This is a genomic window from Mycobacterium sp. IS-1264, assembly GCF_001954195.1.
GTDB lineage: Bacteria > Actinomycetota > Actinomycetes > Mycobacteriales > Mycobacteriaceae > Mycobacterium.
This window is the reverse complement of sequence record NZ_MBES01000057.1, coordinates 26,765-50,541: the sequence shown is the minus strand read 5'-3', so window position 1 is coordinate 50,541 and position 23,777 is coordinate 26,765. Positions and strand designations below refer to the sequence as shown.

27 protein-coding genes are annotated in these 23,777 nt (G+C 66.8%); 14 read left to right on the top strand and 13 right to left on the bottom strand.

The window, feature by feature from the left end; all coding sequences use genetic code 11:
* Positions 1-75 precede the first annotated feature (75 nt).
* Entirely contained in the window at positions 76-624 is a 549-nt protein-coding gene (gene dps / locus A5744_RS12190) for a DNA starvation/stationary phase protection protein Dps (protein ID WP_076061287.1), read from the top strand.
* On the opposite strand, the gene A5744_RS12185 is transcribed toward dps, so the two are convergent.
* Positions 621-2,081 carry a chloride channel protein gene (locus tag A5744_RS12185; protein WP_076061285.1) on the bottom strand — a complete coding sequence of 487 codons (1,461 nt, stop codon included), beginning with the start codon at positions 2,079-2,081 and terminating at the stop codon, positions 621-623. The genes dps and A5744_RS12185 overlap by 4 nt on opposite strands.
* A gap of 95 nt (positions 2,082-2,176) precedes the next feature.
* On the opposite strand from A5744_RS12185, the gene A5744_RS12180 reads away from it, so the two are divergent.
* The 6 genes from A5744_RS12180 to A5744_RS12155 all read left to right on the top strand — a co-directional run bounded on the left by A5744_RS12180 (position 2,177) and on the right by A5744_RS12155 (position 8,276).
* Complete coding sequence (locus A5744_RS12180) at positions 2,177-3,214, top strand: pirin family protein (RefSeq protein WP_083679283.1); 1,038 nt, start codon at positions 2,177-2,179, stop codon at positions 3,212-3,214.
* Positions 3,162-3,797: a TetR/AcrR family transcriptional regulator gene (locus A5744_RS12175; protein WP_076061283.1), complete on the top strand. Its 636-nt coding sequence runs from the start codon at positions 3,162-3,164 to the stop codon at positions 3,795-3,797. The genes A5744_RS12180 and A5744_RS12175 overlap by 53 nt, the downstream gene beginning before the upstream one ends.
* Before the next feature lie 83 nt (positions 3,798-3,880).
* A complete protein-coding gene (locus A5744_RS12170; RefSeq protein ID WP_076061281.1) occupies positions 3,881-4,837 on the top strand; it encodes a class I SAM-dependent methyltransferase in 957 nt (318 codons plus the stop codon).
* A gap of 41 nt (positions 4,838-4,878) precedes the next feature.
* A complete protein-coding gene (locus A5744_RS12165) occupies positions 4,879-5,811 on the top strand; it encodes a class I SAM-dependent methyltransferase (RefSeq protein ID WP_139331326.1) in 933 nt (310 codons plus the stop codon).
* A 114-nt stretch (positions 5,812-5,925) separates the two neighbouring features.
* Positions 5,926-7,356, top strand: coding sequence for an aldehyde dehydrogenase family protein (locus A5744_RS12160; protein WP_076061277.1), 1,431 nt, complete (start codon positions 5,926-5,928; stop codon positions 7,354-7,356).
* Positions 7,357-7,415: 59 nt separating this feature from the next.
* Positions 7,416-8,276: an SDR family oxidoreductase gene (locus A5744_RS12155; RefSeq protein ID WP_076061275.1), complete on the top strand. Its 861-nt coding sequence runs from the start codon at positions 7,416-7,418 to the stop codon at positions 8,274-8,276.
* Position 8,277: 1 nt separating this feature from the next.
* On the opposite strand, the gene A5744_RS12150 is transcribed toward A5744_RS12155, so the two are convergent.
* Both A5744_RS12150 and A5744_RS12145 read right to left on the bottom strand, forming a co-directional pair.
* Complete coding sequence (locus tag A5744_RS12150) at positions 8,278-9,105, bottom strand: tyrosine-protein phosphatase (RefSeq protein ID WP_076061273.1); 828 nt, start codon at positions 9,103-9,105, stop codon at positions 8,278-8,280.
* Positions 9,098-10,318: an acyl-CoA dehydrogenase family protein gene (locus tag A5744_RS12145; RefSeq protein ID WP_076061403.1), complete on the bottom strand. Its 1,221-nt coding sequence runs from the start codon at positions 10,316-10,318 to the stop codon at positions 9,098-9,100. Before A5744_RS12145 ends, A5744_RS12150 begins: the two co-directional genes overlap by 8 nt.
* A gap of 121 nt (positions 10,319-10,439) precedes the next feature.
* Between A5744_RS12145 and A5744_RS12140 the strand changes: the two genes are divergently transcribed.
* From A5744_RS12140 to A5744_RS12125, 4 genes are read left to right on the top strand one after another with little or no spacing between them, the layout of a single operon-like run.
* On the top strand, positions 10,440-10,907 hold the full coding sequence (locus tag A5744_RS12140; RefSeq protein WP_076061402.1) for a nuclear transport factor 2 family protein: 468 nt from the start codon (positions 10,440-10,442) through the stop codon (positions 10,905-10,907).
* Positions 10,908-10,963: 56 nt separating this feature from the next.
* Positions 10,964-12,139: a Re/Si-specific NAD(P)(+) transhydrogenase subunit alpha gene (locus tag A5744_RS12135; RefSeq protein ID WP_276206966.1), complete on the top strand. Its 1,176-nt coding sequence runs from the start codon at positions 10,964-10,966 to the stop codon at positions 12,137-12,139.
* Positions 12,140-12,469 (top strand): NAD(P) transhydrogenase subunit alpha, encoded by a 330-nt coding sequence (locus A5744_RS12130; protein WP_076061271.1) that lies wholly within the window; start codon positions 12,140-12,142, stop codon positions 12,467-12,469.
* Positions 12,466-13,890 carry an NAD(P)(+) transhydrogenase (Re/Si-specific) subunit beta gene (locus A5744_RS12125; protein ID WP_076061269.1) on the top strand — a complete coding sequence of 475 codons (1,425 nt, stop codon included), beginning with the start codon at positions 12,466-12,468 and terminating at the stop codon, positions 13,888-13,890. Before A5744_RS12130 ends, A5744_RS12125 begins: the two co-directional genes overlap by 4 nt.
* Positions 13,891-13,897: 7 nt before the next feature.
* Here the strand turns inward: A5744_RS12125 and A5744_RS24405 are convergent, their stop codons facing one another.
* Positions 13,898-14,023 carry a hypothetical protein gene (locus A5744_RS24405; protein WP_139329499.1) on the bottom strand — a complete coding sequence of 42 codons (126 nt, stop codon included), beginning with the start codon at positions 14,021-14,023 and terminating at the stop codon, positions 13,898-13,900.
* A gap of 182 nt (positions 14,024-14,205) precedes the next feature.
* Here A5744_RS24405 and A5744_RS12120 point away from each other — a divergent pair, with 182 nt between their 5' ends.
* Complete coding sequence (locus tag A5744_RS12120; RefSeq protein ID WP_076061267.1) at positions 14,206-14,841, top strand: TetR/AcrR family transcriptional regulator; 636 nt, start codon at positions 14,206-14,208, stop codon at positions 14,839-14,841.
* Here A5744_RS12120 and A5744_RS12115 read toward each other — a convergent pair.
* Positions 14,838-15,365: a peroxiredoxin-like family protein gene (locus A5744_RS12115; protein ID WP_139331320.1), complete on the bottom strand. Its 528-nt coding sequence runs from the start codon at positions 15,363-15,365 to the stop codon at positions 14,838-14,840. The genes A5744_RS12120 and A5744_RS12115 overlap by 4 nt on opposite strands.
* A gap of 74 nt (positions 15,366-15,439) precedes the next feature.
* Between A5744_RS12115 and A5744_RS12110 the strand changes: the two genes are divergently transcribed.
* Entirely contained in the window at positions 15,440-16,051 is a 612-nt protein-coding gene (locus A5744_RS12110; protein ID WP_083679282.1) for a TetR/AcrR family transcriptional regulator, read from the top strand.
* A gap of 16 nt (positions 16,052-16,067) precedes the next feature.
* On the opposite strand, the gene A5744_RS12105 is transcribed toward A5744_RS12110, so the two are convergent.
* The 5 genes from A5744_RS12105 to A5744_RS12085 are packed head-to-tail and all read right to left on the bottom strand — an operon-like array spanning position 16,068 to position 19,288.
* Entirely contained in the window at positions 16,068-16,391 is a 324-nt protein-coding gene (locus A5744_RS12105; protein WP_205866304.1) for a hypothetical protein, read from the bottom strand.
* Positions 16,388-16,855 (bottom strand): SRPBCC family protein, encoded by a 468-nt coding sequence (locus A5744_RS12100; RefSeq protein WP_076061263.1) that lies wholly within the window; start codon positions 16,853-16,855, stop codon positions 16,388-16,390. Before A5744_RS12100 ends, A5744_RS12105 begins: the two co-directional genes overlap by 4 nt.
* Positions 16,852-17,166: a metalloregulator ArsR/SmtB family transcription factor gene (locus A5744_RS12095; RefSeq protein ID WP_076061261.1), complete on the bottom strand. Its 315-nt coding sequence runs from the start codon at positions 17,164-17,166 to the stop codon at positions 16,852-16,854. Before A5744_RS12095 ends, A5744_RS12100 begins: the two co-directional genes overlap by 4 nt.
* Positions 17,163-17,726 carry a TIGR03086 family metal-binding protein gene (locus A5744_RS12090; RefSeq protein ID WP_083679281.1) on the bottom strand — a complete coding sequence of 188 codons (564 nt, stop codon included), beginning with the start codon at positions 17,724-17,726 and terminating at the stop codon, positions 17,163-17,165. The genes A5744_RS12095 and A5744_RS12090 overlap by 4 nt, the downstream gene beginning before the upstream one ends.
* A 41-nt stretch (positions 17,727-17,767) precedes the next feature.
* Complete coding sequence (locus A5744_RS12085; RefSeq protein WP_076061259.1) at positions 17,768-19,288, bottom strand: PE-PPE domain-containing protein; 1,521 nt, start codon at positions 19,286-19,288, stop codon at positions 17,768-17,770.
* 248 nt (positions 19,289-19,536) lie between these two features.
* On the opposite strand from A5744_RS12085, the gene A5744_RS12080 reads away from it, so the two are divergent.
* Positions 19,537-20,832 carry an acyltransferase gene (locus tag A5744_RS12080; protein WP_076061257.1) on the top strand — a complete coding sequence of 432 codons (1,296 nt, stop codon included), beginning with the start codon at positions 19,537-19,539 and terminating at the stop codon, positions 20,830-20,832.
* A gap of 4 nt (positions 20,833-20,836) precedes the next feature.
* Here the strand turns inward: A5744_RS12080 and A5744_RS12075 are convergent, their stop codons facing one another.
* From A5744_RS12075 to A5744_RS12065, 3 genes are read right to left on the bottom strand one after another with little or no spacing between them, the layout of a single operon-like run.
* Positions 20,837-21,892, bottom strand: coding sequence for a hypothetical protein (locus A5744_RS12075; RefSeq protein ID WP_076061255.1), 1,056 nt, complete (start codon positions 21,890-21,892; stop codon positions 20,837-20,839).
* Between the two features lie 11 nt (positions 21,893-21,903).
* Positions 21,904-22,566, bottom strand: coding sequence for a response regulator transcription factor (locus A5744_RS12070; RefSeq protein ID WP_076061253.1), 663 nt, complete (start codon positions 22,564-22,566; stop codon positions 21,904-21,906).
* Positions 22,556-23,716, bottom strand: a complete 1,161-nt coding sequence (locus tag A5744_RS12065; protein WP_076061251.1) for a DUF5931 domain-containing protein — start codon at positions 23,714-23,716, stop codon at positions 22,556-22,558. Before A5744_RS12065 ends, A5744_RS12070 begins: the two co-directional genes overlap by 11 nt.
* Between the last annotated feature and the right edge of the window lie 61 nt (positions 23,717-23,777).

Here is a 23,777-nt window from a genome sequence, read left to right as displayed (position 1 = left end):
TCGAGGTTCGTCATCGGGTATCCGTTAGGGCAAGTACCGTGTGCGAACCCGAGGGAAGGAAGCTAGGCGAAAGCAATGACTCAGTTCACCATTCCGGGATTGACCGACAAACAGGCGGCGCGACTCACCGAATTGCTGCAAAAGCAATTGAGCACGTACAACGATCTTCACTTGACGTTGAAGCACATTCACTGGAACGTGGTCGGGCCCAACTTCATTGGCGTGCACGAAATGATCGACCCTCAGGTCGAGGCGGTGCGTGGTTTCGCGGATGACGTCGCCGAACGCATTGCGGCCCTTGGTGCTTCGCCGCAGGGGACGCCGGGCGCCATCATCAGGGATCGCTCCTGGGACGACTATTCGGTCGACCGTGACACGGTCCAGGCGCATTTGGCCGCACTGGACGTGGTCTACACAGGAGTCATCGAAGACATCCGCCAATCCATCGACGAGACGGACGAACTCGACCAGGTCACTCAGGATCTGTTGATCGAGCAGGCCGGCAACCTGGAGAAGTTCCAGTGGTTCGTCCGGGCGCATCTGGAAAGCGCGGGCGGCAAGCTCGCACACGAGGGCAAGAAGACCGAAAAGGGCGCAGCGAGCACCGCCCGCCGCAAGTCCTAGCTATCTGTGGGTGATTCACCTTCGGCAATCGCCGGGGCTGGGCGCGCGCGCTCGGCTTCGGCGGTTTCGCGATTGAGTCGCTGCGCCTCGTAGATCGTGACGTTGGTGCGCGACATCATCAACGCGGCGATCCCGACGGCGAGGATCGCCCCCGGCACCACCGAGAACGAGCCCGTCATCTCCGCGACCATGATCATGATCGCCAGCGGCGCGCGGGCGACACTGCCGAAGCAGGCCATCATTCCGACCACGACGAAGACTCCCGGTCCGCCCGGCACCCCCGGCAGGCCCGACAATTCGCCCAGCCGCCAGACGGCGGCCCCTACGAAGGCGCCGATCACGATCCCGGGACCGAACAGCCCGCCGGATCCGCCGGTGCCGATCGACAGCGAAGTGGCGACGATCTTCGCGATCGGGAGGACGACGACGACCCACAGCGGGATGTGCAGCAGCGATCCGCGGTCGGCCGCCAACTGCGCCCAGCCGTAGCCGCTGCTCAGGATCTCTGGGATCAGCAGTCCCAACAAGCCGACCAGCAGCCCGCCGAGGGCGGGCTTGACGACCGGTCCACCGGGCAGCCGGTGGGTGAGGGCCACCGCGGCATGGAAGATCCGGGCGTAGAGGTAGCCGACCGCCGCGGCCAGCAGGCCGATCACCACGAACCACAGCAGCGGCCATGCCCTTTCGAAGCGGTACTCCGCGTCGATGTAACCGAACAGCGGGTCAAAGCCCAGGAAGGCTCCCAGCACCGCATATGCGGTTCCCGAGGTGATGAAACCGGGCAGCAGGCAGCGGTAGTCGAAATCGTCGCGATAGGGGATCGATGCGGCCAGCACCGCTCCACCCAGCGGCGCGCCGAAGATCGCGCCAATGCCCGCGCCGATACCCAGCGCCACGGCGGTCCGGCCGTCCTCGTCGGAGAGGTCCAGCCGTCGGGTCAGCAACGAACAGAAGCCGGCCGAGATCTGCGCCGTCGGGCCCTCGCGACCGCCCGAACCGCCCGAGCCGATGGTCAGCGCGCTGGCGACCATCTTCACCAACACCGCGCGAAAACGGATCGCGCGGGGGTTGCCGTGTATCGCCTCGATGGCCTCGTCGGTACCGTGACCGGTGGCTTCCGGCGCGAGCTTGGTCACGATCAATGCCGACAGCAGCGCCCCTGCCGTCGTCACCAGTGGGATCGCCCACGGACGTACGAAGCCGCCGGATCCATGGCCGCCGCCGTCTCCGACGGGCGTCGGGATGTGGTAGCCCGCCAGGTAGCCCAGCAGGAACTCGCCGGTGTATTTCAGCGCGAGATAGAAGACAACGGCTCCGAGGCCGGACACGACACCGATGGCAATGCCCAGCAGAAGCCACTTGCGCACGTAGCCCGACTGCCTGATCGACGCCCCGAATCGTCCGCCCGCCGCCGGGGCGACCGCGGGCTGCGGTTCGGCCTCCGCCGGCTCGCTCACCGGCCCCGCCACCCAAGCACCCAGCCATCGTAAAACCAGCGGGAATAACTGGACCGCGGTCCGGTTATATAGGCATCCTATTTAGGGAGGCAAAAATGCCTGCTGTTACCGCAGACACGCTCACGCTGCCGCGGATCGGCCCGCCCGGTCCCACCGACACCGAGCGCCCAGTCCGATCGATCACCACCGGCCCGCGAGGCTACGAGGGCGAAGGCTTCCCCGTCGTCCGCGCGTTCGCCGGGCTGAGCGCCGCCGACTTGGATCCTTTCGTGCATATGGACCAGATGGGCGAGGTGGAATACCAGCCCGGGGAGCCCAGGGGAACCGACTGGCACCCGCACCGCGGCTTCGAAACGGTCACCTACATGATCGACGGAAAATTCGCGCACCAGGATTCCCACGGCGGTGGCGGCCTGATCACCGACGGCGCCACCCAATGGATGACAGCCGGTTCGGGCATCCTGCACATCGAGACCCCGCCCGCCGAATTGGTCGAAAGCGGCGGCCTTTTCCACGGCGTCCAGCTGTGGGTGAATCTGCCCAAGAAAGACAAGTTCGAGCCGCCGCGGTACCAGGCCATCGAAGGCAACGACGCCGGGCTGCTCGCATCCGATGACGGCGGGGCGCTGGTCCGCATCATCGCCGGTGAGATCGACGGTCACCGCGGACCCGGTGTCACCCACACGCCGATCACGTTGGCGCACGCGACGATTCAAAGCGGGGCCCGGCTCAACATCCCGTGGCGGCGCGATTTCAACGCGCTGGTCTACGTCCTATCGGGAAGCGGCTATGTCGGTCCCGTCGCGCACCCGATCAGGCAGGGGCAGCTGGCCGTGCTCGGACCCGGCGACCGGATCACCGTGGGCGCACAATCAACCCAGGAGTCGTCCCGGACCACGGCAATCGATGTGCTGCTTTTGGGTGGACGGCCCATTCGCGAGCCGGTATTCCACTACGGGCCTTTCGTGATGAACTCTCGCGCGGAATTGATCGAGGCGCTGCAGGACTTTCAAGCGGGGAAGTTCGGCAATATTCCGCCCAACGCGCTAATGCCACACCGCGGGGTGGCACACTTCAATAATGGCGATAACAGCGAGTCGCCGGCCGGGCCGGCCGCCCGCAGCAAAGGCTGACGAGACGCGCAAGCGAATCCTGGACGCCGCCCGGCTGGTGTTCAGCGAACGCGGCTACGACGGCGCGACCTTTCAGGCGATCGCCGTCCGCGCGGACCTCACCCGGCCCGCCATCAACCACTACTTCTCCAGCAAGCGGGCGCTGTACCGGGAAGTCCTGGAGCAGACCAACGAGATCGTCCTGCGGGCTGCCATTCGAGAGGCCCAGCGCGAGTCCACGCTGACGAAGCGGCTGACGGCGTTCATCTCCGTCGCGGTGCGCGCTAATTCGGACAATCCCGCCGTGTCAGCATTTCTGATCACCGCTGTGCTGGAATCGCAGCGGCATCCGGAATTGAGCCTGACCGAAAACGATTCGGTGAGAATTGGCCGCGAATTCCTGACGTGGGCGGTCGGCGAGGCGATCGAACGTCGCGAAGTCGCCACCGATATTGACGCGGCGGCGTTGGTCGAGACGCTGGTCGTGCTGCTCTGCGGGGTAGGGTTCTACGCCGGCTACGTCCGCAGTTATGAGGAATTGTTGGCTGTTACCGACGTGTTGCGGCGGCTGCTCGAAGGTGCGCTCTGGCGCCCCGAAGGCTGACGCGTTGCCGCGCGTCGCGGCGCCAGTGAGATCGCGCACAAAGCGTATAGGCTAACTAACTTATTCGGTAGCATGGTCCGGATATGACTGAGCTTGACGACGCCTCCGTAGAGCCTTCGTTACCGCCCTCGTTACGCACCGCGGGTGACTCGTGGTCCATCACCGAACTCGTCGGCGCCACCGCCCTGGGCGTCGCTGCCTCGCGTGCCGTGGAAACGGCCGGACCCAACCCGCTGATCCGTGACGACTTCGCCCGGGTGCTGGTGTCCTCGGCCGGTCCCGCGTGGGAACGCCTGGCCGACGCCGAACTGGCCTGGCTCGACGACGACCCGCACGCGCGGCGTGCACATCGACTGGGCATCGACTACCAGGCCGTGCGAACGCACTTCTTCGACGAGTACTTTGCCGACGCCGTCAGCGCCGGTATCCGGCAGGTGGTGATTCTGGCCGCCGGGCTGGACTCGCGTGCCTACCGGTTGGATTGGCCGGCGGATACCGCCGTCTACGAGATCGACCAGCCCCAGGTGCTGGAGTACAAGACCGCAATCCTGCAGCGGCACGGCGCGGTTCCGGCCGCCAGCCGGCGCCCGGTCCCGGTGGACCTGCGGGATGATTGGCCGGCAGCGCTGACCGCCGCCGGTTTCGACCGCGCCCAACCGACCGCCTGGCTTGCCGAGGGCTTGCTGCCCTATCTGCCCGGCGATGCCCAAGACCGGCTCTTCGAAATGTTCACAGCGCTGTCCGCGCCGGGCAGCCAGGTGGCCATCGAGGCGTTCGGCATGAATTCGCGAAGCAACTCGCAGCGCTGGCTGCGGATGCGGGAGCGGCTCGGCCTGGATGTCAACGTCCAGGCGCTGACCTATCACGAGCCGGACCGCACGGATCCCGTCGAATGGCTGGCCGAGCACGGCTGGCGGGTCAACAGCGTGAACAACCGCGACGAGATGGCCCGGCTGGGCCGGCCGGTACCCGACGACCTGGCCGACGAGGCCGTCCGCAGCACACTGCTGCGCGCACGTCTCGGCGCGCCGACCCACTGACCCGCGCCCACCCCCCGACCAAGGAGCACGCGATGAGCTCACTGCGTACCCACGACGACAGCTGGGACATCAAGTCCAGCGTCGGCACCACCGCCGTGATGGTGGCCGCCGCCCGCGCCGTCGAGACCGAGCGGCCCGACGCGCTCATCCGCGACCCGTACGCCAAGCTGCTGGTCACCAGCGCGGGTGCCGGCGTCCTGTGGGAGGCGATGCTCGATCCGGAGATCGCGGCCAGGGTCGAAGCCCTCGACTCCGACTCCGCGGCGCACCTCCATCACATGCGCGGCTACCAGGCCGTGCGCACGAATTTCTTCGACACGTTCTTCAAAGACGCCGTCGCCGACGGGATCCGGCAGGTGGTGATCCTGGCGTCGGGCCTGGATTCCCGCGCCTACCGCCTGGACTGGCCAGCCGGCACGACGGTGTACGAGATCGACCAGCCCCAGGTGTTGGCCTACAAGTCCACGACGCTGGCCGAAAACGGTGTGGTGCCGTCGGCCGATCGCCGCGAGGTCGCGATCGACCTGCGTCAGGACTGGCCCGCCGCGCTGCGTGCCGCGGGCTTCGACCCGGCCGCGCGCACGGCCTGGCTCGCCGAGGGGCTGCTGATGTACCTGCCGGCCGAAGCCCAGGACCGGTTGTTCACCCAGATCGGCGAGCTCAGCCCCGCCGGCAGCCGGGTCTCGGCCGAAACCGCGCCCGCGCACGCCGACGAGCGGCGGCAGCAGATGCGCGAGCGGTTCCGGAAGGTGGCCGACGAGCTCGGCCTGGAGGAGACCATCGACGTCGGGGAGCTGATGTACCGCGACGACCACCGGGCGAACGTCGCGGACTGGCTGAGCGACCACGGCTGGCGCGCCCGCGCGCAGCCGTCGACGGACGAGATGCGACGGCTGGGCCGCTGGATCGAGAGCGTCCCGCTGGCCGACGACAAGGACGCGTTCTCCGACTTCGTGATCGCGGAGCGGTTGTAGCGGCAGCCGCCCAGGATCTTCCTTTCTGCTCTCCCAACCGGATGGTTAGGATCGCGGGTATCACCCATGAGCGCTCGCGCGACGAGCGGTGGGCAGCCTCCGGGAAGGAAGTCAATGATGACCACCGAATCGGTTACGCCGAAGACATCTGAGTCCAACGGGGCCCCGGCAGCTCAACCGGACAACGTCGCCGCGACCGTGGACCGGCTTCGCAAGACCTTCGCCACCGGCCGCACCCGGGACGTCGAATGGCGCAAGCAGCAGTTGCTGCAGCTGGCCAAGCTGATGGAAGAAAACGAGGCCGCGATCGCCGACGCGCTGTCAGAAGATCTGGACCGCAGCCCGTTCGAGGCGTTCATCGCCGACGTCGCAACGACCGCAGGCGAGGCGAAGTACGCGGCCAAGAAGGTTCGCCGCTGGACGAAGCGCAAATACCAATTGCTCGAGATGCCGCAGCTTCCGGGCCGCGGCTGGATCGAATACGAGCCCTACGGCACCGTGCTGATCATCGGTGCCTGGAATTACCCGTTCTACCTGACGCTGGGTCCGGCCGTCGGCGCGATCGCCGCGGGGAACGCAGTCATTCTCAAGCCGTCGGAGATCGCCGCGGCGTCGGCGCACTTGATGGCCGAGCTGGTGCCTCGATACCTCGACAACGACGCGATCGCCGTGGTCGAGGGCGACGGCTCGGTGAGCCAGGCGCTCATTGCGCAGGGACTGGACCGCGTGCTGTTCACCGGCGGCACCGAGATCGGCCGCAAGGTCTACGAGGGCGCCGCGCCGCACCTGACGCCGTGCACGCTCGAACTCGGCGGCAAGAGCCCGGTGATCGTCGCGGCCGACGCCGACGTGGAAGTCGCTGCCAAGCGGATCGCCTGGATGAAACTGCTGAACGCCGGGCAGACCTGCGTCGCTCCCGACTACGTGTTGGCGGATGCCAAGATTCGCGACGAGCTGGTGGACAAGATCGGCGCCGCCATCACGAAGTTCACGTCGGACAAGCCGAACGGCATGCGGATCGTCAACCAGCGTCAGTTCGACCGCATCAGCGGCTACCTGTCCGGCGGGGACGGCAAGGTCGCGGTCGGCGGGGCGTGCGACGCGTCGAGCCTGCGCATCCAGCCCACCGTCGTCGTCGATCCGGATCCGGACGGCCCGCTGATGCGCAACGAGATCTTCGGGCCGGTGTTGCCGGTGGTCACCGTCCAATCCCTGGACGACGCAATACGTTTCGTCAATTCGCGGCCCAAGCCGCTGTCCGCCTACCTATTCACCAAAACCCGCGAGACCCGCGAGCGGGTGATCAAAGAGGTGCCGGCCGGCGGCATGCTGATCAACCATCTCGCGTTCCAGGTGTCGACGGCCAAGCTGCCGTTCGGCGGGGTCGGCGCGTCGGGCATGGGCGCGTATCACGGCCGCTATGGCTTCGAGGAGTTCAGCCACCGCAAGTCGGTGCTGACCAAGCCGACGCGACCCGACCTGTCGAGCTTCATCTACCCGCCCTACACCGAGCGGGCCTTCAAGATGGCCCGCAGGATGTTCTGACATCCCGGTTGCGCCAAATCGCTTGCTAAACACAAATTTTCACCGCAGAGAGGAACCTGATGCCCGGAGTGCAGGATCGCGTCATCGTCGTCACCGGAGCCGGTGGGGGATTGGGCCGTGAATACGCCCTGACCCTCGCCGCCGAAGGCGCCAGCGTCATCGTGAACGACCTCGGTGGGGCCCGCGACGGCACCGGCGCCGGCCACAACATGGCCGACGAGGTGGTCAAGGAGATCCGCGACGCGGGTGGGCGTGCGGCCGCCAACTACGACAGCGTCGCCGAGCCCGAGGGCGCCGAGAACATCATCAAGACCGCGCTCGACGAGTTCGGCGCGGTGCACGGTGTGGTGAGCAACGCCGGGATCCTGCGCGACGGCACCTTCCACAAGATGTCGTTCGAGAACTGGGACGCCGTACTCAAGGTGCACCTCTACGGCGGGTACAACGTCATCCGCGCCGCGTGGCCGCACTTCCGGGAGCAGAGCTATGGGCGAGTGGTCGTCGCCACCTCCACCAGTGGCCTGTTCGGCAACTTCGGTCAGACCAACTACGGCGCGGCCAAGCTCGGCCTGGTCGGCCTGATCAACACGCTGGCGCTGGAGGGCGCCAAGTACAACATCAACGCCAACGCGGTCGCCCCGATCGCGGCCACCAGGATGACCCAGGACATCATGCCGCCCGAGGTGTTGGAGAAGCTCACGCCGGAGTTCGTCGCTCCCGTGGTGGCCTACCTGTGCACCGAGGAATGTGCCGACAGCGCATCGGTTTTCGTCGTCGGCGGCGGCAAGGTGCAACGCGTGGCGCTGTTCCAGAACGACGGCGTGAACTTCGACAAGCCGCCGTCGGTTCAGGACATCGCCGCCCAGTGGAGCGACATCACCGACCTTTCCGCGGCGCAGAAGGCCGGATTCAAGCTCTGACTCAGGCGAGCAGCGCGTCGCGCAGCTGGTCCACGTCGGCCGCGGAGATGCCCGCGTCGCGCAGGTAGCCGTCCAGCGATCCGAATTCCTCGTCGATGGCCTGGCGGGCGGCGGCCAGGTATTCCGCGCGGACGCCGAGGACTCCGTCGGACAGCCGCGCCTCGGTGAAGGTCACCACTTCCGGGGTCAATTCGGTTTGTTGGCGCTGCGCGATCATCTCGGAGATGCGGGCCCGCAGCTGCGGTGCGGCGTCGTTGCTGCGCAGGAAGTCGGCCACGATGGTGTCGCGATCGACGCCGATCGCCTCCAGCACGGTGGCGACCACGAAGCCGGTGCGATCCTTGCCCGCGAAGCAGTGCGTGAGTACCGGGCGTCCTCCGGCGAGCAGCGTGATGACGCGATGCAGCGCGCGTTGCGCCCCGTTACGCGTTGGGAATTGGCGGTATTCGTCGATCATGTAGCGGGCGGCGGCCTCGTTGACCGACATAGAGTCGGCGCCTTCGCCGGTGAGCAGGCGCTGGAACGCGTGTTCGTGCGGTGCCTGGTCGTCGGTGCCGGCGTCGTCCTCGCCGAGATCCGGGAAGGGCAGCAAATGGATTTCGACGCTGTCGGGAACCAGCCCCGGACCGCGGCGCGCGACTTCCCGGGTCGCGCGCAGGTCGGCGACATCGGTAATGCCGAGCCGGCGCAGCGTTGCCCGGCCCTCGTCATCGAGGCGGCTCAGCTCGCTGGACCGAAACAGCCGCCCGGGCCGCAAGACGGACGCGGAATCCGCGACGTCCCGAAAGTTCCAGGCGCCCGGCAGTTCCCGGATGGCGGCCTCAGGCATGCGACGTGACCGCCGCCGCGAGCGCGGATTGCTCCCGGCCGAGTTCGGTGCGCGCGACGGTCCGCATGTGCACCTCGTCGGGTCCGTCGAAGATCCGCATCGCCCGGTGCCAGGCGTACAGCCGGGCCAGCGCCGTGTCCTCGCTGACGCCGGCGGCCCCGTGCACCTGGATGGCACGGTCGATGACGTCGCAGGCCACCTGCGGCGCGACCGCCTTGATCTGCGACACCAGCAGGTGGGCGGCCTTGTTGCCGTGCTGGTCGATGGTCCACGCGGCCTTCTCGCACAGCAGCCTGGCCTGGTCGATCTCGTTGCGCGACTTGGCAATTGCCTGCTGGACCAGACCCTGGTCGGCCAGCGGACGGCCGAATGCGATCCGGGTGTTCGCGCGGTGCACCATCAGGGCCAGGGCCCGCTCGGCCCCGCCGAGCGCGCGCATGCAGTGGTGGATGCGGCCCGGCCCCAGCCGCGCCTGGGCGATCGCGAACCCGCCGCCCTCTTCGCCGAGCAGGTTGGTGACCGGTACCCGGACGTTGTCGTAGATGATTTCGCAGTGCCCGGGCTGGTCCTGGTAACCGAAGACCGTCGTCGAGCGGACGACCGTCACGCCCGGCGTATCGATCGGCACCAGGACCATCGACTGCTGTTGGTGGCTGGCCGCTTCGGGGTTGGTGCGGCCCATCACGATGAGGATCTTGCAGCGCGGGTCCGCCGCACCCGAGGTCCACCACTTGCGGCCGTTGATCACGTAGTCGCCGCCGTCGCGCACGATGGAGGTCTCGATGTTGCGCGCGTCGCTGCTGGCGACCGCGGGCTCGGTCATCGAAAATGCGCTGCGGATCTCGCCGGCCAGCAGCGGCTCCAGCCACCGCTTGCGCTGCTCGTCGGTGGCGAACAGGTGCAGCGTTTCCATGTTGCCGGTATCGGGTGCCGCGCAGTTGAGCGCCTCGGGTGCGATTTCGAGGCTCCAGCCGGTCAGCTCCGCCAGTGGGGCGTATTCCAGGTTGGTCAGGCCCGACTCGGCCGGCAGGAACAGGTTCCACAGGCCGGCCGCTTTGGCCTTGGTCTTCAGTTCCTCGATGACGGGCGGAACGGTGTGGTCGTTCGGGCCGGCCTCGTGGCGGTATTTGTCGTAATCGGCCTCGGCCGGAAAGACATACTCGGTCATGAAGTCGGACAGCCGCTTGTGGTAGTCGCTCGCTTTGGCCGACATCGCGAAGTCCATGTCCGTCACGATAGGACACGTGCTATTGGATGGCGCGAGCAGACGCAGAATCGCATGCTGCAGTGCGGATTAGTGCGATTCTGTGTCTGCTCGGCGCACGATGAAAGCCATGACCGACGCTGAGAGCCGCCCGCCCTTCCCGCCGTTCACCCTCGAGACCGCGCTGCAGAAGGTGCAGGCAGCCGAGGATGCGTGGAACACCCGCGACCCGGAGCGCGTCAGCCTGGCCTATACGCCGGACTCGCAGTGGCGCAACCGGAGCGAACGGATCGTCGGCCGGGAAGAGATAGTGGCGTTTCTGACCCGCAAATGGCAGCGCGAACTCGATTACTCGCTGCGCAAGAGCCTGTGGGATTTCCACGACAACCGCATCGCGGTGCGGTTCCAATACGAGTGCCGCGACGAGGCAGGTCAGTGGTACCGGAGCTATGGCAACGAACTGTGGGAGTTCGCCCCGTCCGGGTTGATGGCCCGCCGCGAAGCCAGCATCAACGACGTCCCCATCGACGAATCCGAGCGCCGCTATTTCGGCCCCCGCCCGGCGTCAGAGCATGGCCAAGAGATTCCGCTCTGGTAGCCGACCGATAGGGTGTCTGCGCGAAGCCCAAAGTAAGGAAAGTAGATGCACGCGCTATGACAGATGCGCAGACGACGGTGGGGGTGGTCGCCGAGTCCGCGGCCGAAGAGCGGCGCGTCGCATTGGTGCCGAAGGCGGTCGCGTCGCTGGTGAACAGCGGTTTGGCGGTGGTGGTCGAGTCCGGTGCGGGTGAAGGCGCGCTGCTTCCCGACGGGCTCTACACCGAGGCCGGAGCCAGCATCGGGGACGCCTGGGCTGCCGACGTGGTCGTCAAGGTAGCGCCGCCGACCGCCGACGAGATCGGCAGGTTGCGCAGCGGCCAGACGCTGATCGGCTTCCTGGCGCCGCGCAATGCCGACAACGCGATCGGCGCGCTGAAGCAGGCCGGGGTGCAGGCATTCGCGCTGGAGGCCATCCCGCGGATCTCGCGGGCCCAGGCGATGGACGCGCTGTCGTCGCAGGCCAATGTGGCCGGATACAAGGCGGTGTTGCTGGCGGCCTCGGAGTCGACCCGATTCTTCCCGATGCTGACCACTGCGGCGGGAACCGTGAAGCCCGCGACCGTGCTGGTGCTCGGTGTCGGCGTGGCCGGGCTGCAGGCGCTGGCGACGGCCAAGCGGCTTGGCGCGCGGACCACCGGCTACGACGTCCGCCCGGAGGTGGCCGACCAGGTGCGTTCGGTAGGGGCGCAGTGGCTCGACGTCGGGATCGACGCGGCGGGCGAGGGCGGCTACGCCCGCGAGCTCACCGAAGACGAACGCGCCCAGCAGCAGAAGGCGCTGGAAGACGCGATCAGCGGATTCGACGTGGTGATCACCACGGCGTTGGTGCCGGGCCGGCCCGCGCCGCGTCTGGTGACCGCCGCGGCGGTGGAGGCGATGAAACCCGGCAGCGTCATCGTCGACCTCGCCGGTGAGACCGGCGGCAACTGCGAATTGACCGAGCCGGGCCAGACGGTGGTCAAGCACGACGTCACCATCGCGTCGCCGCTGAACCTGCCGGCGACGATGCCCGAGCACGCCAGCGAGCTCTACAGCAAGAACATCACCGCGCTGCTGGATCTGTTGATCAAGGACGGGAAGCTGGCGCCGGACTTCGACGACGAGGTCATCTCGGAGTCGTGCGTGACCCGCGCCGGCGACGATGCAGTGGGGGCGCCCCCAGCCGCGGAGCGGCGAGGGGGGCGCAGCGATGCTGAGGAGCGGCGCAAGACAGCCGGGGAGGACTCCTAGATGTACGACGAGCTATTGGCCAATCTGGCGATCCTGGTGCTCTCCGGGTTTGTCGGGTTCGCGGTGATCTCGAAGGTGCCCAACACGCTGCACACGCCGCTGATGTCGGGGACCAACGCCATCCACGGGATCGTGGTGCTGGGCGCGCTGGTGGTGTTCGGTGAGGTCGAGCACCCGTCGCTGGCCGTGCAGATCATCCTGTTCGTGGCGGTGGTGTTCGGGACGCTGAACGTCATCGGCGGTTTCATCGTCACCGACCGGATGCTCGGCATGTTCAAGGGCAAAAAGCCAGTGCCCCAAGCGAAGACCGAGGAGCCGGCGGCCAAATGAACTACCTGGTAATCGGCCTGTACATCATTTCTTTCGCGCTGTTCATCTACGGCCTGATGGGGCTGACGGGCCCCAAGACCGCGGTGCGCGGCAACCTGATCGCCGCGGTGGGTATGGCCATCGCGGTGGCGGCGACGCTGGTAAAGATCCGGCACACCGACCAATGGGTGTTGATCATCGCCGGCCTGGTGGTGGGCGTCGTGCTCGGTGTTCCGCCGGCGCGGCTGACCAAGATGACCGCCATGCCCCAGCTGGTGGCGTTCTTCAACGGCGTCGGCGGCGGCACGGTCGCGCTCATCGCGCTGTCGGAATTCATTGAGACATCGGGCTTTTCGGCCTTCCAGCATCACGAGTCGCCGACCGTGCACATCGTGGTGGCGTCGTTGTTCGCCGCGATCATCGGGTCGATCTCGTTCTGGGGATCGATCATCGCGTTCGGCAAGCTGCAGGAGATCATCTCCGGATCGCCGATCGGTTTCGGCAGAGCCCAGCAACCGATCAATGTGCTGCTGCTGGCCGCGGCTGTCGCGGCCGCCGTGGTCATCGGCCTGGACGCACATCCCGGCAGCGGCGGGGTGTCGCTGTGGTGGATGGTCGGCCTGCTGGCGGCGGCCGGGGTCCTGGGCCTGATGGTGGTGCTGCCCATCGGCGGCGCCGACATGCCGGTGGTCATCTCTCTGCTCAACGCGATGACGGGGTTGTCAGCCGCCGCGGCGGGATTGGCGTTGAACAACACCGCGATGATCGTGGCGGGCATGATCGTCGGGGCCTCGGGTTCGATCCTGACCAACCTGATGGCAAAGGCGATGAACCGATCCATTCCCGCGATCGTCGCCGGCGGTTTCGGCGGCGGTGGCGTGGCGCCCAGCGGCGACGGCGGCGGCGACAAGCACGTCAAGTCCACATCGGCCTCCGATGCGGCGATCCAGATGGCCTACGCCAACCAGGTGATCGTGGTCCCGGGCTACGGCCTGGCCGTCGCGCAGGCACAGCACGCCGTCAAGGACATGGCTTCGCTGCTGGAGGACAAGGGCGTGCCGGTCAAGTACGCGATCCACCCGGTGGCCGGCCGCATGCCCGGGCACATGAATGTGCTGCTGGCCGAGGCCGAGGTGGACTACGACGCCATGAAAGACATGGACGACATCAACGACGAGTTCGCCCGCACCGACGTCGCGATCGTCATCGGCGCCAACGACGTCACCAACCCGGCGGCCCGCAACGAAGCCTCGAGTCCGATTTACGGCATGCCCATTCTCAATGTGGACAAGGCCAGGTCGGTGATCGTGCTGAAGCGGTCGATGAATTCAGGATTCGCGGGCATCGACAACCCGCTGTTCTATGCCGAGGGAACCACGATGTTGTTCGGCGACGCGAAGAAATCGGTGACCGAGGTCGCCGAGGAACTCAAAGCGCTATAGCGGGCCTCTAGACCGGCGGATAGGCGGGCGGTGGGTAGCCGTTGCCGTCCTGAACGCCCCGCAACCCCCAGGTGAAGTACCGCATGAAGAACTCGAGTTCGTCGCTTGCGTCGTAATCCGGATTCGGATCCATCGTCCCCACCTCTCGACTTGCGACAATTCCGATCGCAGTCTAGTCCCCTCGTCGCGGGTGCGACAGGCGGGCGAGCGTCCCCGAGGCCTTAAACTGTCCAACCAGTTGATTGATAATTTGCCTCATCCGGACCCGCCGGAACCCAGATCCGGCCCCGCCGGCAGCGACGATAGTGAGTACAGATGACATCCGACAGCATCACCCCCAACGGGTTGACACGCCGCGAGGAGTTGCTGGCCGTTGCCACCAAGCTGTTCGCCGCCCGCGGCTATCACGGCACCCGGATGGACGACGTTGCCGATGTGATCGGCCTGAACAAGGCGACGGTCTACCACTACTACGCCAGCAAGTCGCTGATCCTGTTCGACATCTACCGCCAGGCGGCCGAGGGCACGCTGGCCGCGGTGCACGACGATCCGTCCTGGACGGCCCGCGAGGCGCTCTACCAGTACACCGTCCGGCTGCTCACCGGCATCGCGAGCAATCCCGAGCGGGCCGCCGTGTACTTCCAGGAGCAGCCCTACATCACCGAGTGGTTCACCACCGAGCAGGTCGCCGAGGTCCGCGAGAAGGAGGCCCAGGTCTACGAGCACGTGCACGGCCTCATCGACCGCGGCATCGCCAGCGGCGAGTTCTACGAGTGCGACTCTCATGTGGTGGCGCTGGGCTACATCGGGATGACGCTGGGCAGCTACCGCTGGCTGCGGCCGAGCGGCCGCCGCACGGCGAAGGAAATCGCCGCCGAGTTCAGCACCGCCCTGCTGCGCGGGCTGATCCGCGACGAAACGATCCGCAAGAATTCGCCGCTCGGGCCTTAGCGGCCCTTCGCGAGCTTGAGCAACTCATCGACTGACCACTGATCGTCGGCGTGCGCGCCGTATTTGCATGCCAACACGGTGCCGTCGGTGCCGATCAGGAAATCCGCCGGTTTGCCGAAGTGGTTCTCTCCCCGTCCGATCGCACCGCTCACCTTGGACCACCGCATGCCCCGCGCGGCGGCGAGCATCGCTCGTGGGTGCATGGTAGCGGCGATTGAGGATTCGCCCCCAAATTCCTTGTACAGCTTGCGATCCGGGTCGGCCACGACCGCAAAAGGCAGGTCGGCCTGGTAGCGGCGAAGCGCGTCGGCGGCGGAATGAAACACCACCACCTCGGTGACGCCGGCGGATTCGATCTCGTCATGACGCCGACTCAGTTCGTGCATGTGCAAGGTGCAGATCGGGCACCCGGCGAAACGCCGGAACTGCAGGTGCACCGTTGCGTCGGGTGCTGGCAACGTGACGTCGGTGTCGGCGATCGTTCGCAGGACCCTTGCGTCGATCTTGTCGCCCACATTCAGCACCGCGACCTCCCTTGATTATTGAGTCATGTAACTCCGAATGCGTTTGTTGGCAGTATTGAGTAAACTCACTCCAAATGTCAACGGTAAGTAAGCGTCGTCCCGGACGGCCGCCGCAGTTCGATCGTCAGCATGCGCTCGATGCGCTGCTGATGCTGTTCTGGCGCAAGGGGTATGACGCGGCTACACAAGAGGAGATGCTGGCCGCGACGGGACTGTCTTCCTCGACGTTGTACCGCTCCTTCGGTACCAAGGCAGACATCATGCACACCGTGCTGCAGAACTATGTCGACTCGGCGTGTGCAATGCTCATTCCCCTCGAACGCGGCCGCGCCGGTGCCGCCGACGTGCACGCGTTTCTTGACGAAGTCGAGGAACTCATCCGCGGGCCGATGGGCACCGCCGGCTGCCTGGCGGTGGAGACCATGCGCGATCCGATCAATCGGGATCCCCGCATCAAAAGCCTGACCGACGGGCACCTGCGACGCATGCGCCGCGGCCTGCGTGGGGCACTGCGCCGGTCGGTGGCCGCGGGCGAGCTCGCGCAGGCCACGCCCTCCTCGCCGGCGAGATTGGCCGATGCCCTTCAGGCCGGCGTCCTCGGCGCGCTGGCCAGGGCACGCAGCGGCGACGCCGAACATGCCCTTGCACTCCTCCGCGGGGTGCGTGCGCTGCTACCTGACCGTTAAAATCTCACCCCGAACCTCACGGGGCCGCAACGAATTCCAAGGCTTCGTTAAGACGCGAGGACCAGGTTTCGGAACGACCGGCGTCAATGGACGCCCATTCGCGAAACCGGCGACCAGATGGCGCAAACGGCTCGGCCTCACCGGATCGGATCAGTTCGTTGACCCTGGCTTCGGGCAGCTTGACGACAAGGGCGGTGGTGCGCCGGTCGAAAGACGCGAAGAACCGGCCGTTGGACCGCAAGCAGGGCAGGCCCATCATCGTCGAGCGTGTGACCGTGGCGGTGGCCAACAGCGGTTCGGCGACTGCCCAGAAGTCGGCCTCGGTAAACCCGTCGCTCATCGACGTAGCTCCTGGCGACTTGGCACCCGACGGTCGGCCCATGGATCCTTGCCGACGTCTTCGCCTTCGGCCGTGCGGCGCAGCCGGTCGAGGTAGTGAACCCAGCCGCCGTGGTGGGCGTCCGCGGCGCCACCTTCGAGTCCGCGATGCACCAGTTTGAGAAGGGTGCTGCCGTCGGGCTGGGAAATGAGGTCGATCTCGACGGTCGTTGACCCCGGCGGGATTCCGACGTCGGCGCGCTCCCAACCGTAGGTGAACACGATCCGGCGGGGTCGCTCAACTTCGACGTAGCGGCCGGACACGGTGTCGCCGTTGGGGTGTGTCCAGCGCACGACGCCGCCCGCGATGGCGTCGAGGACCGCGTCCTCGGCCATCCATTGCCCGAATTGCACTGGGTCGGTGAACAATTCGAAGACGCGCTCGGCGCTCGCCTGCACCACCAGCTGTTGTATGACCAGCTTCATGGCGCGTCGGTTTCCGCCGCCGCGCGCAGGCGCTCTAGCGGCGCGGCCCAGAAATCGTCGAGCAGCGCTGCCACCTCGGCGACCCGGGCCAGGTCGGCGCGATACAGCCGCCGGGTCGCGTCGGCTCGCACGTCGACCAATCCGGCGTCGCGCAATATCTTGAGATGCTGGCTCGCGGCCGATTTCGACAGGCCCGCGGCCTCGGCGAGAGCGGATGCGGTTCGCTCCTGATCCCACACCAACCGCAGCATCGTCCGCCGGCCCGGATGGGCCAGCGCCCTGATGGCATCCTCGACGGCCGGCTCGGTCACGGTGTGCGGCCCATCGCCGCCAGCAGCCGATCCTGCGCAGACGCGCCCTCGCCCAGCACCACCTCGGGGCCGACGATCCCCGCTTCCCGTCCGCGCCTTGGCATTTCGGGGAGGAACATCGCCGAACACGCTTCCACTAGGCGGGCATCAAGCCGCTCGTCCTGTCCCGTCGCGCGGGCCAGATCCCAGGTGTGGATGAGCACGTCCATAAATGTGCCGGCCACGGCGTCGGCCACGGGCCAGTCGAAGCCGAGCGGGGAGACACAGACGCGCTCGAGTGCGCCGGGCAATTCGAGGGCGCTCAGCACGCGGGCCACACGCATTCGGTAATCGGTGCCGGCGGCGCCCTTGGCTGGAACCGGCTCCGCGCCCGTTGCCGCAGCCAGCAGGTACTCCGCCCCGCCGGCCAGGTGATCGATGAGGTCTTGCACCGTCCACTCCGAGCAGGGCGTCGGCCAGGTCAGCTGGTCGGGCGCGACGGCCTCCACAACCGCGACGGCTCTATCCGTCGCGGCGCGGTACAGCAGGATGGGATCGGGCGGACCAGCATCATTTAGCACTCGCTAAATTTAGGTGCTGCTAAACAATGGTGTCAAGGCCCTCAGTGGATGGGCGGAATCAAATGCAGCACATCGCCGGCGGCGCCGCTGAGTAGCGACAGCCCCGTCACGCTCGGCTGGCCCAGGAAGAAGTTCAGGTTCGGGTCTATCGACGGGACATACGGATAGATGGTCGGGGTTGCCGACTGCGGCAACAGCCCGAGATCCACCAGCGCGGACTGGGGTCCCTGCACGGCGCCGAGGAGGAGGTCGGGCCCGGTCGTGAACGGGTTGACGACCTCGAATAGGCCGGCCGGGGTGGGAATGTTCGCGTAGTTGAGGCCGGGCCCGTAGGAGCCGTAGCCCAAGTCGACGAGCACCCGCAGGTCGGGCTGGACGAGGTCGGCGAGCGGATTGCCGAGGAACGGGATATCGCGGATCGGCTGCAGCAGCGGCAGGTTCTGCGTCAGCAACTCGTAGTACTGGGTGGCGCCCGTGTAGCCGGGTGACGTCGGCAGGGCCACGGCGTTGGCGACCTGCGCGGCGGAAAGTGTGGGATAGGTGCTGTGCAGGGTGAAGTAGCCCGCGACGGCGTTGGCGTCCGACACGAGGTTGAGCGGGTATTGCGGGGCGTTGGCGATGCCGTCGTATTGGATCGTGTACATGCTGGTCAGGTACGGCGAGAGCGGCGGCGTCGCACCGTTGAACGGCACATCCAGGAACGGGAGGTAGAAGCCGGGGAAGCGCGACAGGATGCCGCCGTCAGGGGTGTTCGGATTGGCCAGCAGCATGAAGGACAGCTGGTCTTGATAGGGCGAGCCCGCCGCCATCAGGGCGTTGATTTCGTTGTTCGCGATGGCGGCGCTTTGTGAGTACCCGACGACGACGGCGCTGTTGCCCTGCGTGAGCACCCCGCTGGGGCCGACCAGCGCGTCGTTCAGCAGGCCGGTGCCCTGCGCGACGGACTGGCCGTACGTCAGGTTTCCGAGATTGGGGGTGATGGGCCAGAACTGCTCGGGCGTGAAGAGGCCCTGCGGGGTGGCCCCGGCGAAGAGGGGGTTGGGCTGGATGTACGAGTTGAAGATGCTCGTCACGTAGGCGGGGTTGGGTGTCGGGTTGCCGGTGCCGCCCATGATCAATGCGATCAGCGGGTCCGCGGAGGCCGCCCTGGACATCGACGCCATCGACGTCATCGCGCTGGCCCCACTGGACCCTCCCGTGAGCGCCGGTTGCCCGAACAGCATCTGGATCGGCGAGGCGATGGTGTTCAGGGGGTTCGCCGGCCCGAGCATCAGGGCCGAATTTGCCGCGTCGGCTTCCGCATAGGCGTTGCCCGAGGCGGCCAGCGCCTGGGTGAACTCGTCGTGAAACGCCGAAGCCTGCGAGACGAGCGCCTGATACTCCTGGCCGTACGCGCCGAATAGCTTCGCGATGGCCATCGACACCTCGTCCTCGGCCGCCGGGATCAAACCGGTGGTCGGGCCGGCTGCGTTCGAGCTGGCGGTGCTGATCGCCGAACCGATGTTTCCCACATCGGTGGCCGCGGCCGCCAACATCTCGGGGGTGGTGACTACGTACGACATCTCCCCGCCCTCATCCCTTCCGACTGCGAGCAAAAACGAGCATAAGACGCTGCCTGCGGGAAGTCCCGCGTTTGGTTGACCGTCTGCGGCCGGTGCGGGGGCCCACGACAACTTGAGTAGTACTACTCACGCCTGACGCGTAGAACTGCGCGGGACTGCGGGCTCGCCGCTCGGCGATGCTTTCCAGGTGCCATCGCGGCACGGCTGCAATCACTTTCACTTCCGTGCACCGAAAAGGAACAAACGACGTGAGATCTTCCCTCGGCGTCCCCGGCCCCACCGAGTTGGCCGCACGCACACCCGCCGACCGCGACCGCGCCCTCGACGTCATTCGCATCGCGGCTCTGGTCGGCGTGGTGGCCGGCCACACCCTGATGGCGATCAGCATCATCCGCAATCACGTGCTCATCTGGGACAACCTGCTGACGACCTCGACGGTGTTTCAGGCCCTCACCTGGATTTTTCAGATCATGCCGCTGTTCTTCTTCGCCGGCGCCGCGGCGTGTCTGTCATCCTGGCGGCCTGGCGCCAACTGGGGCGACTGGCTGATGAAGCGCTGCACCAGGCTGTTCCGACCGGTCTTCTACTACTTCGCCTTTTGGGCCGTTGCACTCGCCGCGCTGTATTGGGCTCTGCCCCAACACGTCTACGAGCCCGTGGCCGGCGTCAGCATTCAGTTGCTGTGGTTCCTGGGTGCCTACGTGCTGGTGCTGGCGGCGATGCCGGCGCTGGCTCGGATCAGCACTCCGACCCGCCTCGCTGCGGGAGTGGGCGTGGTCTACGCAGCCATCGCGGCGATCGACGCCATCAGGCTGCACTGGGCCGCCGCTTCCGCGCTCGGTTATCTCAACCTCGCGGTCTGGCTCATCCCGGCCATGTTCGGCGTCGCTTACCGCCGTCGGCTGCTCACCCGCCGCGCCGCGCTGATGACGGCGGCCGCGCTGCTCGCGATCAACGTCGCACTGGTGCGGTGGGGGCCGTATGAAATCAGCATGGTCGGAACCGGTGATCACCGCCTTTCCAACACGAGTCCACCGTCATTGCTGCTCGCCGGACACGCAATCATCTTGAGCGCGTTGGCAATTGCGGCGATGCCCGCGATCGGCCGGTGGGCGCAGCGCCCGCGCGTGTGGTGGTGGACGGCGCTCGGCAACTCCGGGGCGATGACCCTGTACCTGTGGCACATGCCCGCTTTGCTGGGCATGCACCTGCTCTTCGACTACGTCGGCCACCCGCGCTACCCCGGTCAGTCCGACTTCGTTGCGCTGAGCGCGCTGCAGCTGCTGCTGATGGCGGCCATGGTGGCGGTGCTGTTTGTGGTGCTGCGGCCGCTGGAGAACACCCCGCTGCCGGGTTGGGACGGAAGCCCGACTATCACCTCCCTTGTGCGGGGTGCGGCGGTCGGCGCGCTGCTGTGCGTAGCGGGAGTGGCGACTCTGGCGGCGATCCGGTGGGGTCTCAAGGGCGACGGTCTCGTCTGCGTGACGACGATGGTGGCGGCTCTCGTCGGGGCTCGTTTTCTGGCCGGCCGGCACGGCCGCTGAGGTGCTAGATGGGTCCCGGCTTTTCGCCCAGCGCGGTTAGCTCGTCGTGGATGGGTCGAATAGCGGCCTGGTACTCCTCGTCGCTAAGGGTCTTGGCGTAATAGCGGCGGACGCGGGCCGTGTATTGCGCTTCGCGCAGTTGTCTGATGCGGTCGAGCTTCGCGAGGTCATTCGCAGAGAATCGGAACTGCTCGACTGTCATATGGCCGGCCATGACCTGTTCGATCGGCGACAGCTGGTACCCCCACCTCGCGAGGAATTCGAAGTAGGCCCTGCAGTACGGCCGCTCGCCGACCTGCCATCTCTGCCGTCGAGTCCCCCACTCGAACGCGGCCAACACCATCGCCAGGGTCACCGTCGCGGCGCGGTCGTCGACATTCGGCAGCGCGTCCACGCCCTCGTCGAGGGATTCGTCCGTTCCGAGCAGGCTAGCCGCGATGTTCAAACTGGCGGGGCAATGAAGCTCGGTCAGGAAGTGGAAGTTGCGGGCGATGAAAATGTCAGAACCCGGCGGCGGTACGGCGCGCGATGCCAGCGTCGCGCGAACCCAGTCGACTCGCGCGATTTCGATGGCCGCGGCGCGGCGGTCGAGCTCGCGCATCAGCACCCAATCGGTGTTTGCTTGCGCTTGCGCTTCGGATTCCAGCTTGGTGGGCCGAGACCCGGTAAAGGCGGGGCCGGCCGTCATTTCGCTGAGCGCTACCGGTCGCGCTTTGTCCCCGCTCAAGTAGTTGGCGTAGACACCGAGTTCGGCCAAACGCGTCAGCGAGCGCAACATTGTCCGCCCGGGCGTCAGCCTGCAGACGTGAGCTTGCTGCTTGAGGTCATCCCTCTTGTAGATCAGGCCGATAGCACGGCCGAGACGGCGCTCATGCGTGTCGATGTTTATTTCCCAGCCCGCGGGCCCGGCAACTGACGGAAGGTAATGCGCCGAAATCTCGGTCAGCAGGTCGTCGACGGTGGCCGACGCGGGGAATATCCAGAATTCAAGGTGTGACTCCACATCATCGCCCATGGCGACCGAGTTACGGTCCACAACCACCTTGATCGTCTCGGGCACGCTTCTACTCCTTACGGATCGCTGTCCAGGCCGTGGTCGATGGCGTAGCGGGTCAATTCCACCCGATTGGCGACTTGAAGCTTGCGGAACGTCGCCTGGACGTGGTTTTCGACGGTGCGGTGGCTCAATGTGAGCTTTTCGGCAATCTGCTTGGCGGACAAACCTTTTGCGACATAGCGCAGCACCTCAGTCTCGCGTTCGGTCAAGCTGGGACGGGCCGGCGTCGAGTCCGTGCTCTGGGCGATGCGCCGGTATTCACCCAGCACCAGTCCGGCGAGGCTGGGGGTGAACACGGCCCGCCCCGCCGCCGTTGCCGAGACCGCTTCCGCGAGTTCGGACTTGGAGGCGCTCTTGACCAGGTATCCGGTGGCCCCGGCTTTGACGGCCTCCAGCACGTCGTCGCGCTCGTCCGAGGCCGACAGCACCAGCACCCGGGACGACGGCGAGACCGCGAGGATCTCGGCGGTCGCCTGTGCACCGTCGCCGTCGGCGAGCCGCATATCCATCACCACCACATCGGGTTTCACCGCGGCGGCGCGCCGGCGGGCGGCCGCCACACCGTCGGCGGTGGCGACCACGTTGAACCCATCCTCTGCGAGGTCGCGGGCAACCGCGTCGCGCCAAATCGGATGGTCGTCGACGACCATCACCCGTGTCGCGGCGTCACCGGTCATGACGTCCTCCCCGGCGCGGCACGCACAGCTCCCACTCGGTGCCTTCGCCCGGGGCTGTGTTGAGTTGGGCGCGACCGCCCAGCGACGTCAGCCGTCCCACAATCGATTTGGAAACCCCGAGCCGTCCCTGGCGGGCCGCTTCGTCGAGGCGCCCCGCCGCGATGCCGACACCGTCGTCGCGAACGCTTACCGTCACCGAATCACCGAGGTCCTCCAGGAGAAGAAAGGCATGGGCGCCCGCGCCCGCGTGCGCTCGCACATTGTCCAGGGCGTTGCCCACCGCGGCGTCGAGTTCGGTTGCCACCGCATGTGGAAGCGGCACCGACGTGCCCGGCAAGCTCAGCGATACTCCATCGGACTCCCGGCGGCGTAGCAGCGTGCGCAGATCGACCGTCGTCGTGTCCCCGTCTTGGTCGAACCCGGCGGAGGTGACCCACCGCCGCAGCGCGCGTTCCTGTTCACTCGCGAGATTCGCCAGTTCGGCTGTAGCACCGCCGATTTCGTGGCCGCGCTTGGCGACCAGCGCGAGAACCTGGATGGCGCCGTCATGCACCTCTCGGGACAGCCGCTCGCGTTCTTCCAGTGCAGCGGACAACTGGGCCGCCCGTTGCAGCTCTTCATGGGCCCGTCGCGCGGTTTGTGCAGCCATGCCGATCGCCATGCCGATGGCCAGCTCGATGATGATCGTGGCGTTGTGTCCGAGGTTGAGGTCGAAGTAGTCCTTGACGGCGAAGTTGGTGGCCATCACCGCCAGGCCGGTCAACATCCCGCCGACGGGACCGAACTGGATGGCGGCCGAGATCGTCGGGTTGCTGGCCCACAATGTCGTCGGCCAGGTCTGATTTTCGGACGCCCAGTGTCCGGTGGCGACCAGCTTGTTGGACCACATGAGCACGACGACGACGACGATCTCGGCGATCACCCACGCCGGCCGTCGGCCGAACCCGCGCAGGTAGGCGATCGCGCAGGCCGCGCTCCAGCCGAGCAGCACCGCGAACAGCACCCAGCCGAGCACTGGCCGGCGCAGATCCGCATTCACTGCGATCTGGAAGCCCAGGGCGTAGACGCAGCTCAGCAGGCGAAACACCTGCGCCGCGCGCCACAGCGGCGCCGTCGGGTCCGGAGCATGAGTCGCCATCCGGCTCAGCATAGGTCGCAGCGCGGATCCGCTGTAGTCACAAGCAAACTTGGCCAGCCGCAAGGGCTTACAG

What these genes read in the sequence shown, in the direction of transcription:
- dps (WP_076061287.1), top strand. Translation starts at nt 76, where the DNA reads ATGACTCAGTTCACCATTCCGGGATTGACCGACAAACAGGCGGCGCGA.
- A5744_RS12180 (WP_083679283.1), top strand. Translation starts at nt 2,177, where the DNA reads ATGCCTGCTGTTACCGCAGACACGCTCACGCTGCCGCGGATCGGCCCG.
- A5744_RS12175 (WP_076061283.1), top strand. Translation starts at nt 3,162, where the DNA reads ATGGCGATAACAGCGAGTCGCCGGCCGGGCCGGCCGCCCGCAGCAAAG.
- A5744_RS12170 (WP_076061281.1), top strand. Translation starts at nt 3,881, where the DNA reads ATGACTGAGCTTGACGACGCCTCCGTAGAGCCTTCGTTACCGCCCTCG.
- A5744_RS12160 (WP_076061277.1), top strand. Translation starts at nt 5,926, where the DNA reads ATGATGACCACCGAATCGGTTACGCCGAAGACATCTGAGTCCAACGGG.
- A5744_RS12155 (WP_076061275.1), top strand. Translation starts at nt 7,416, where the DNA reads ATGCCCGGAGTGCAGGATCGCGTCATCGTCGTCACCGGAGCCGGTGGG.
- A5744_RS12150 (WP_076061273.1), bottom strand. Translation starts at nt 9,105, where the DNA reads ATGCCTGAGGCCGCCATCCGGGAACTGCCGGGCGCCTGGAACTTTCGG.
- A5744_RS12145 (WP_076061403.1), bottom strand. Translation starts at nt 10,318, where the DNA reads ATGTCGGCCAAAGCGAGCGACTACCACAAGCGGCTGTCCGACTTCATG.
- A5744_RS12140 (WP_076061402.1), top strand. Translation starts at nt 10,440, where the DNA reads ATGACCGACGCTGAGAGCCGCCCGCCCTTCCCGCCGTTCACCCTCGAG.
- A5744_RS12135 (WP_276206966.1), top strand. Translation starts at nt 10,964, where the DNA reads ATGACAGATGCGCAGACGACGGTGGGGGTGGTCGCCGAGTCCGCGGCC.
- A5744_RS12130 (WP_076061271.1), top strand. Translation starts at nt 12,140, where the DNA reads ATGTACGACGAGCTATTGGCCAATCTGGCGATCCTGGTGCTCTCCGGG.
- A5744_RS12125 (WP_076061269.1), top strand. Translation starts at nt 12,466, where the DNA reads ATGAACTACCTGGTAATCGGCCTGTACATCATTTCTTTCGCGCTGTTC.
- A5744_RS24405 (WP_139329499.1), bottom strand. Translation starts at nt 14,023, where the DNA reads ATGGATCCGAATCCGGATTACGACGCAAGCGACGAACTCGAGTTCTTC.
- A5744_RS12120 (WP_076061267.1), top strand. Translation starts at nt 14,206, where the DNA reads ATGACATCCGACAGCATCACCCCCAACGGGTTGACACGCCGCGAGGAG.
- A5744_RS12110 (WP_083679282.1), top strand. Translation starts at nt 15,440, where the DNA reads ATGTCAACGGTAAGTAAGCGTCGTCCCGGACGGCCGCCGCAGTTCGAT.
- A5744_RS12105 (WP_205866304.1), bottom strand. Translation starts at nt 16,391, where the DNA reads ATGAGCGACGGGTTTACCGAGGCCGACTTCTGGGCAGTCGCCGAACCG.
- A5744_RS12100 (WP_076061263.1), bottom strand. Translation starts at nt 16,855, where the DNA reads ATGAAGCTGGTCATACAACAGCTGGTGGTGCAGGCGAGCGCCGAGCGC.
- A5744_RS12085 (WP_076061259.1), bottom strand. Translation starts at nt 19,288, where the DNA reads ATGTCGTACGTAGTCACCACCCCCGAGATGTTGGCGGCCGCGGCCACC.
- A5744_RS12070 (WP_076061253.1), bottom strand. Translation starts at nt 22,566, where the DNA reads ATGACCGGTGACGCCGCGACACGGGTGATGGTCGTCGACGACCATCCG.
- A5744_RS12065 (WP_076061251.1), bottom strand. Translation starts at nt 23,716, where the DNA reads ATGCTGAGCCGGATGGCGACTCATGCTCCGGACCCGACGGCGCCGCTG.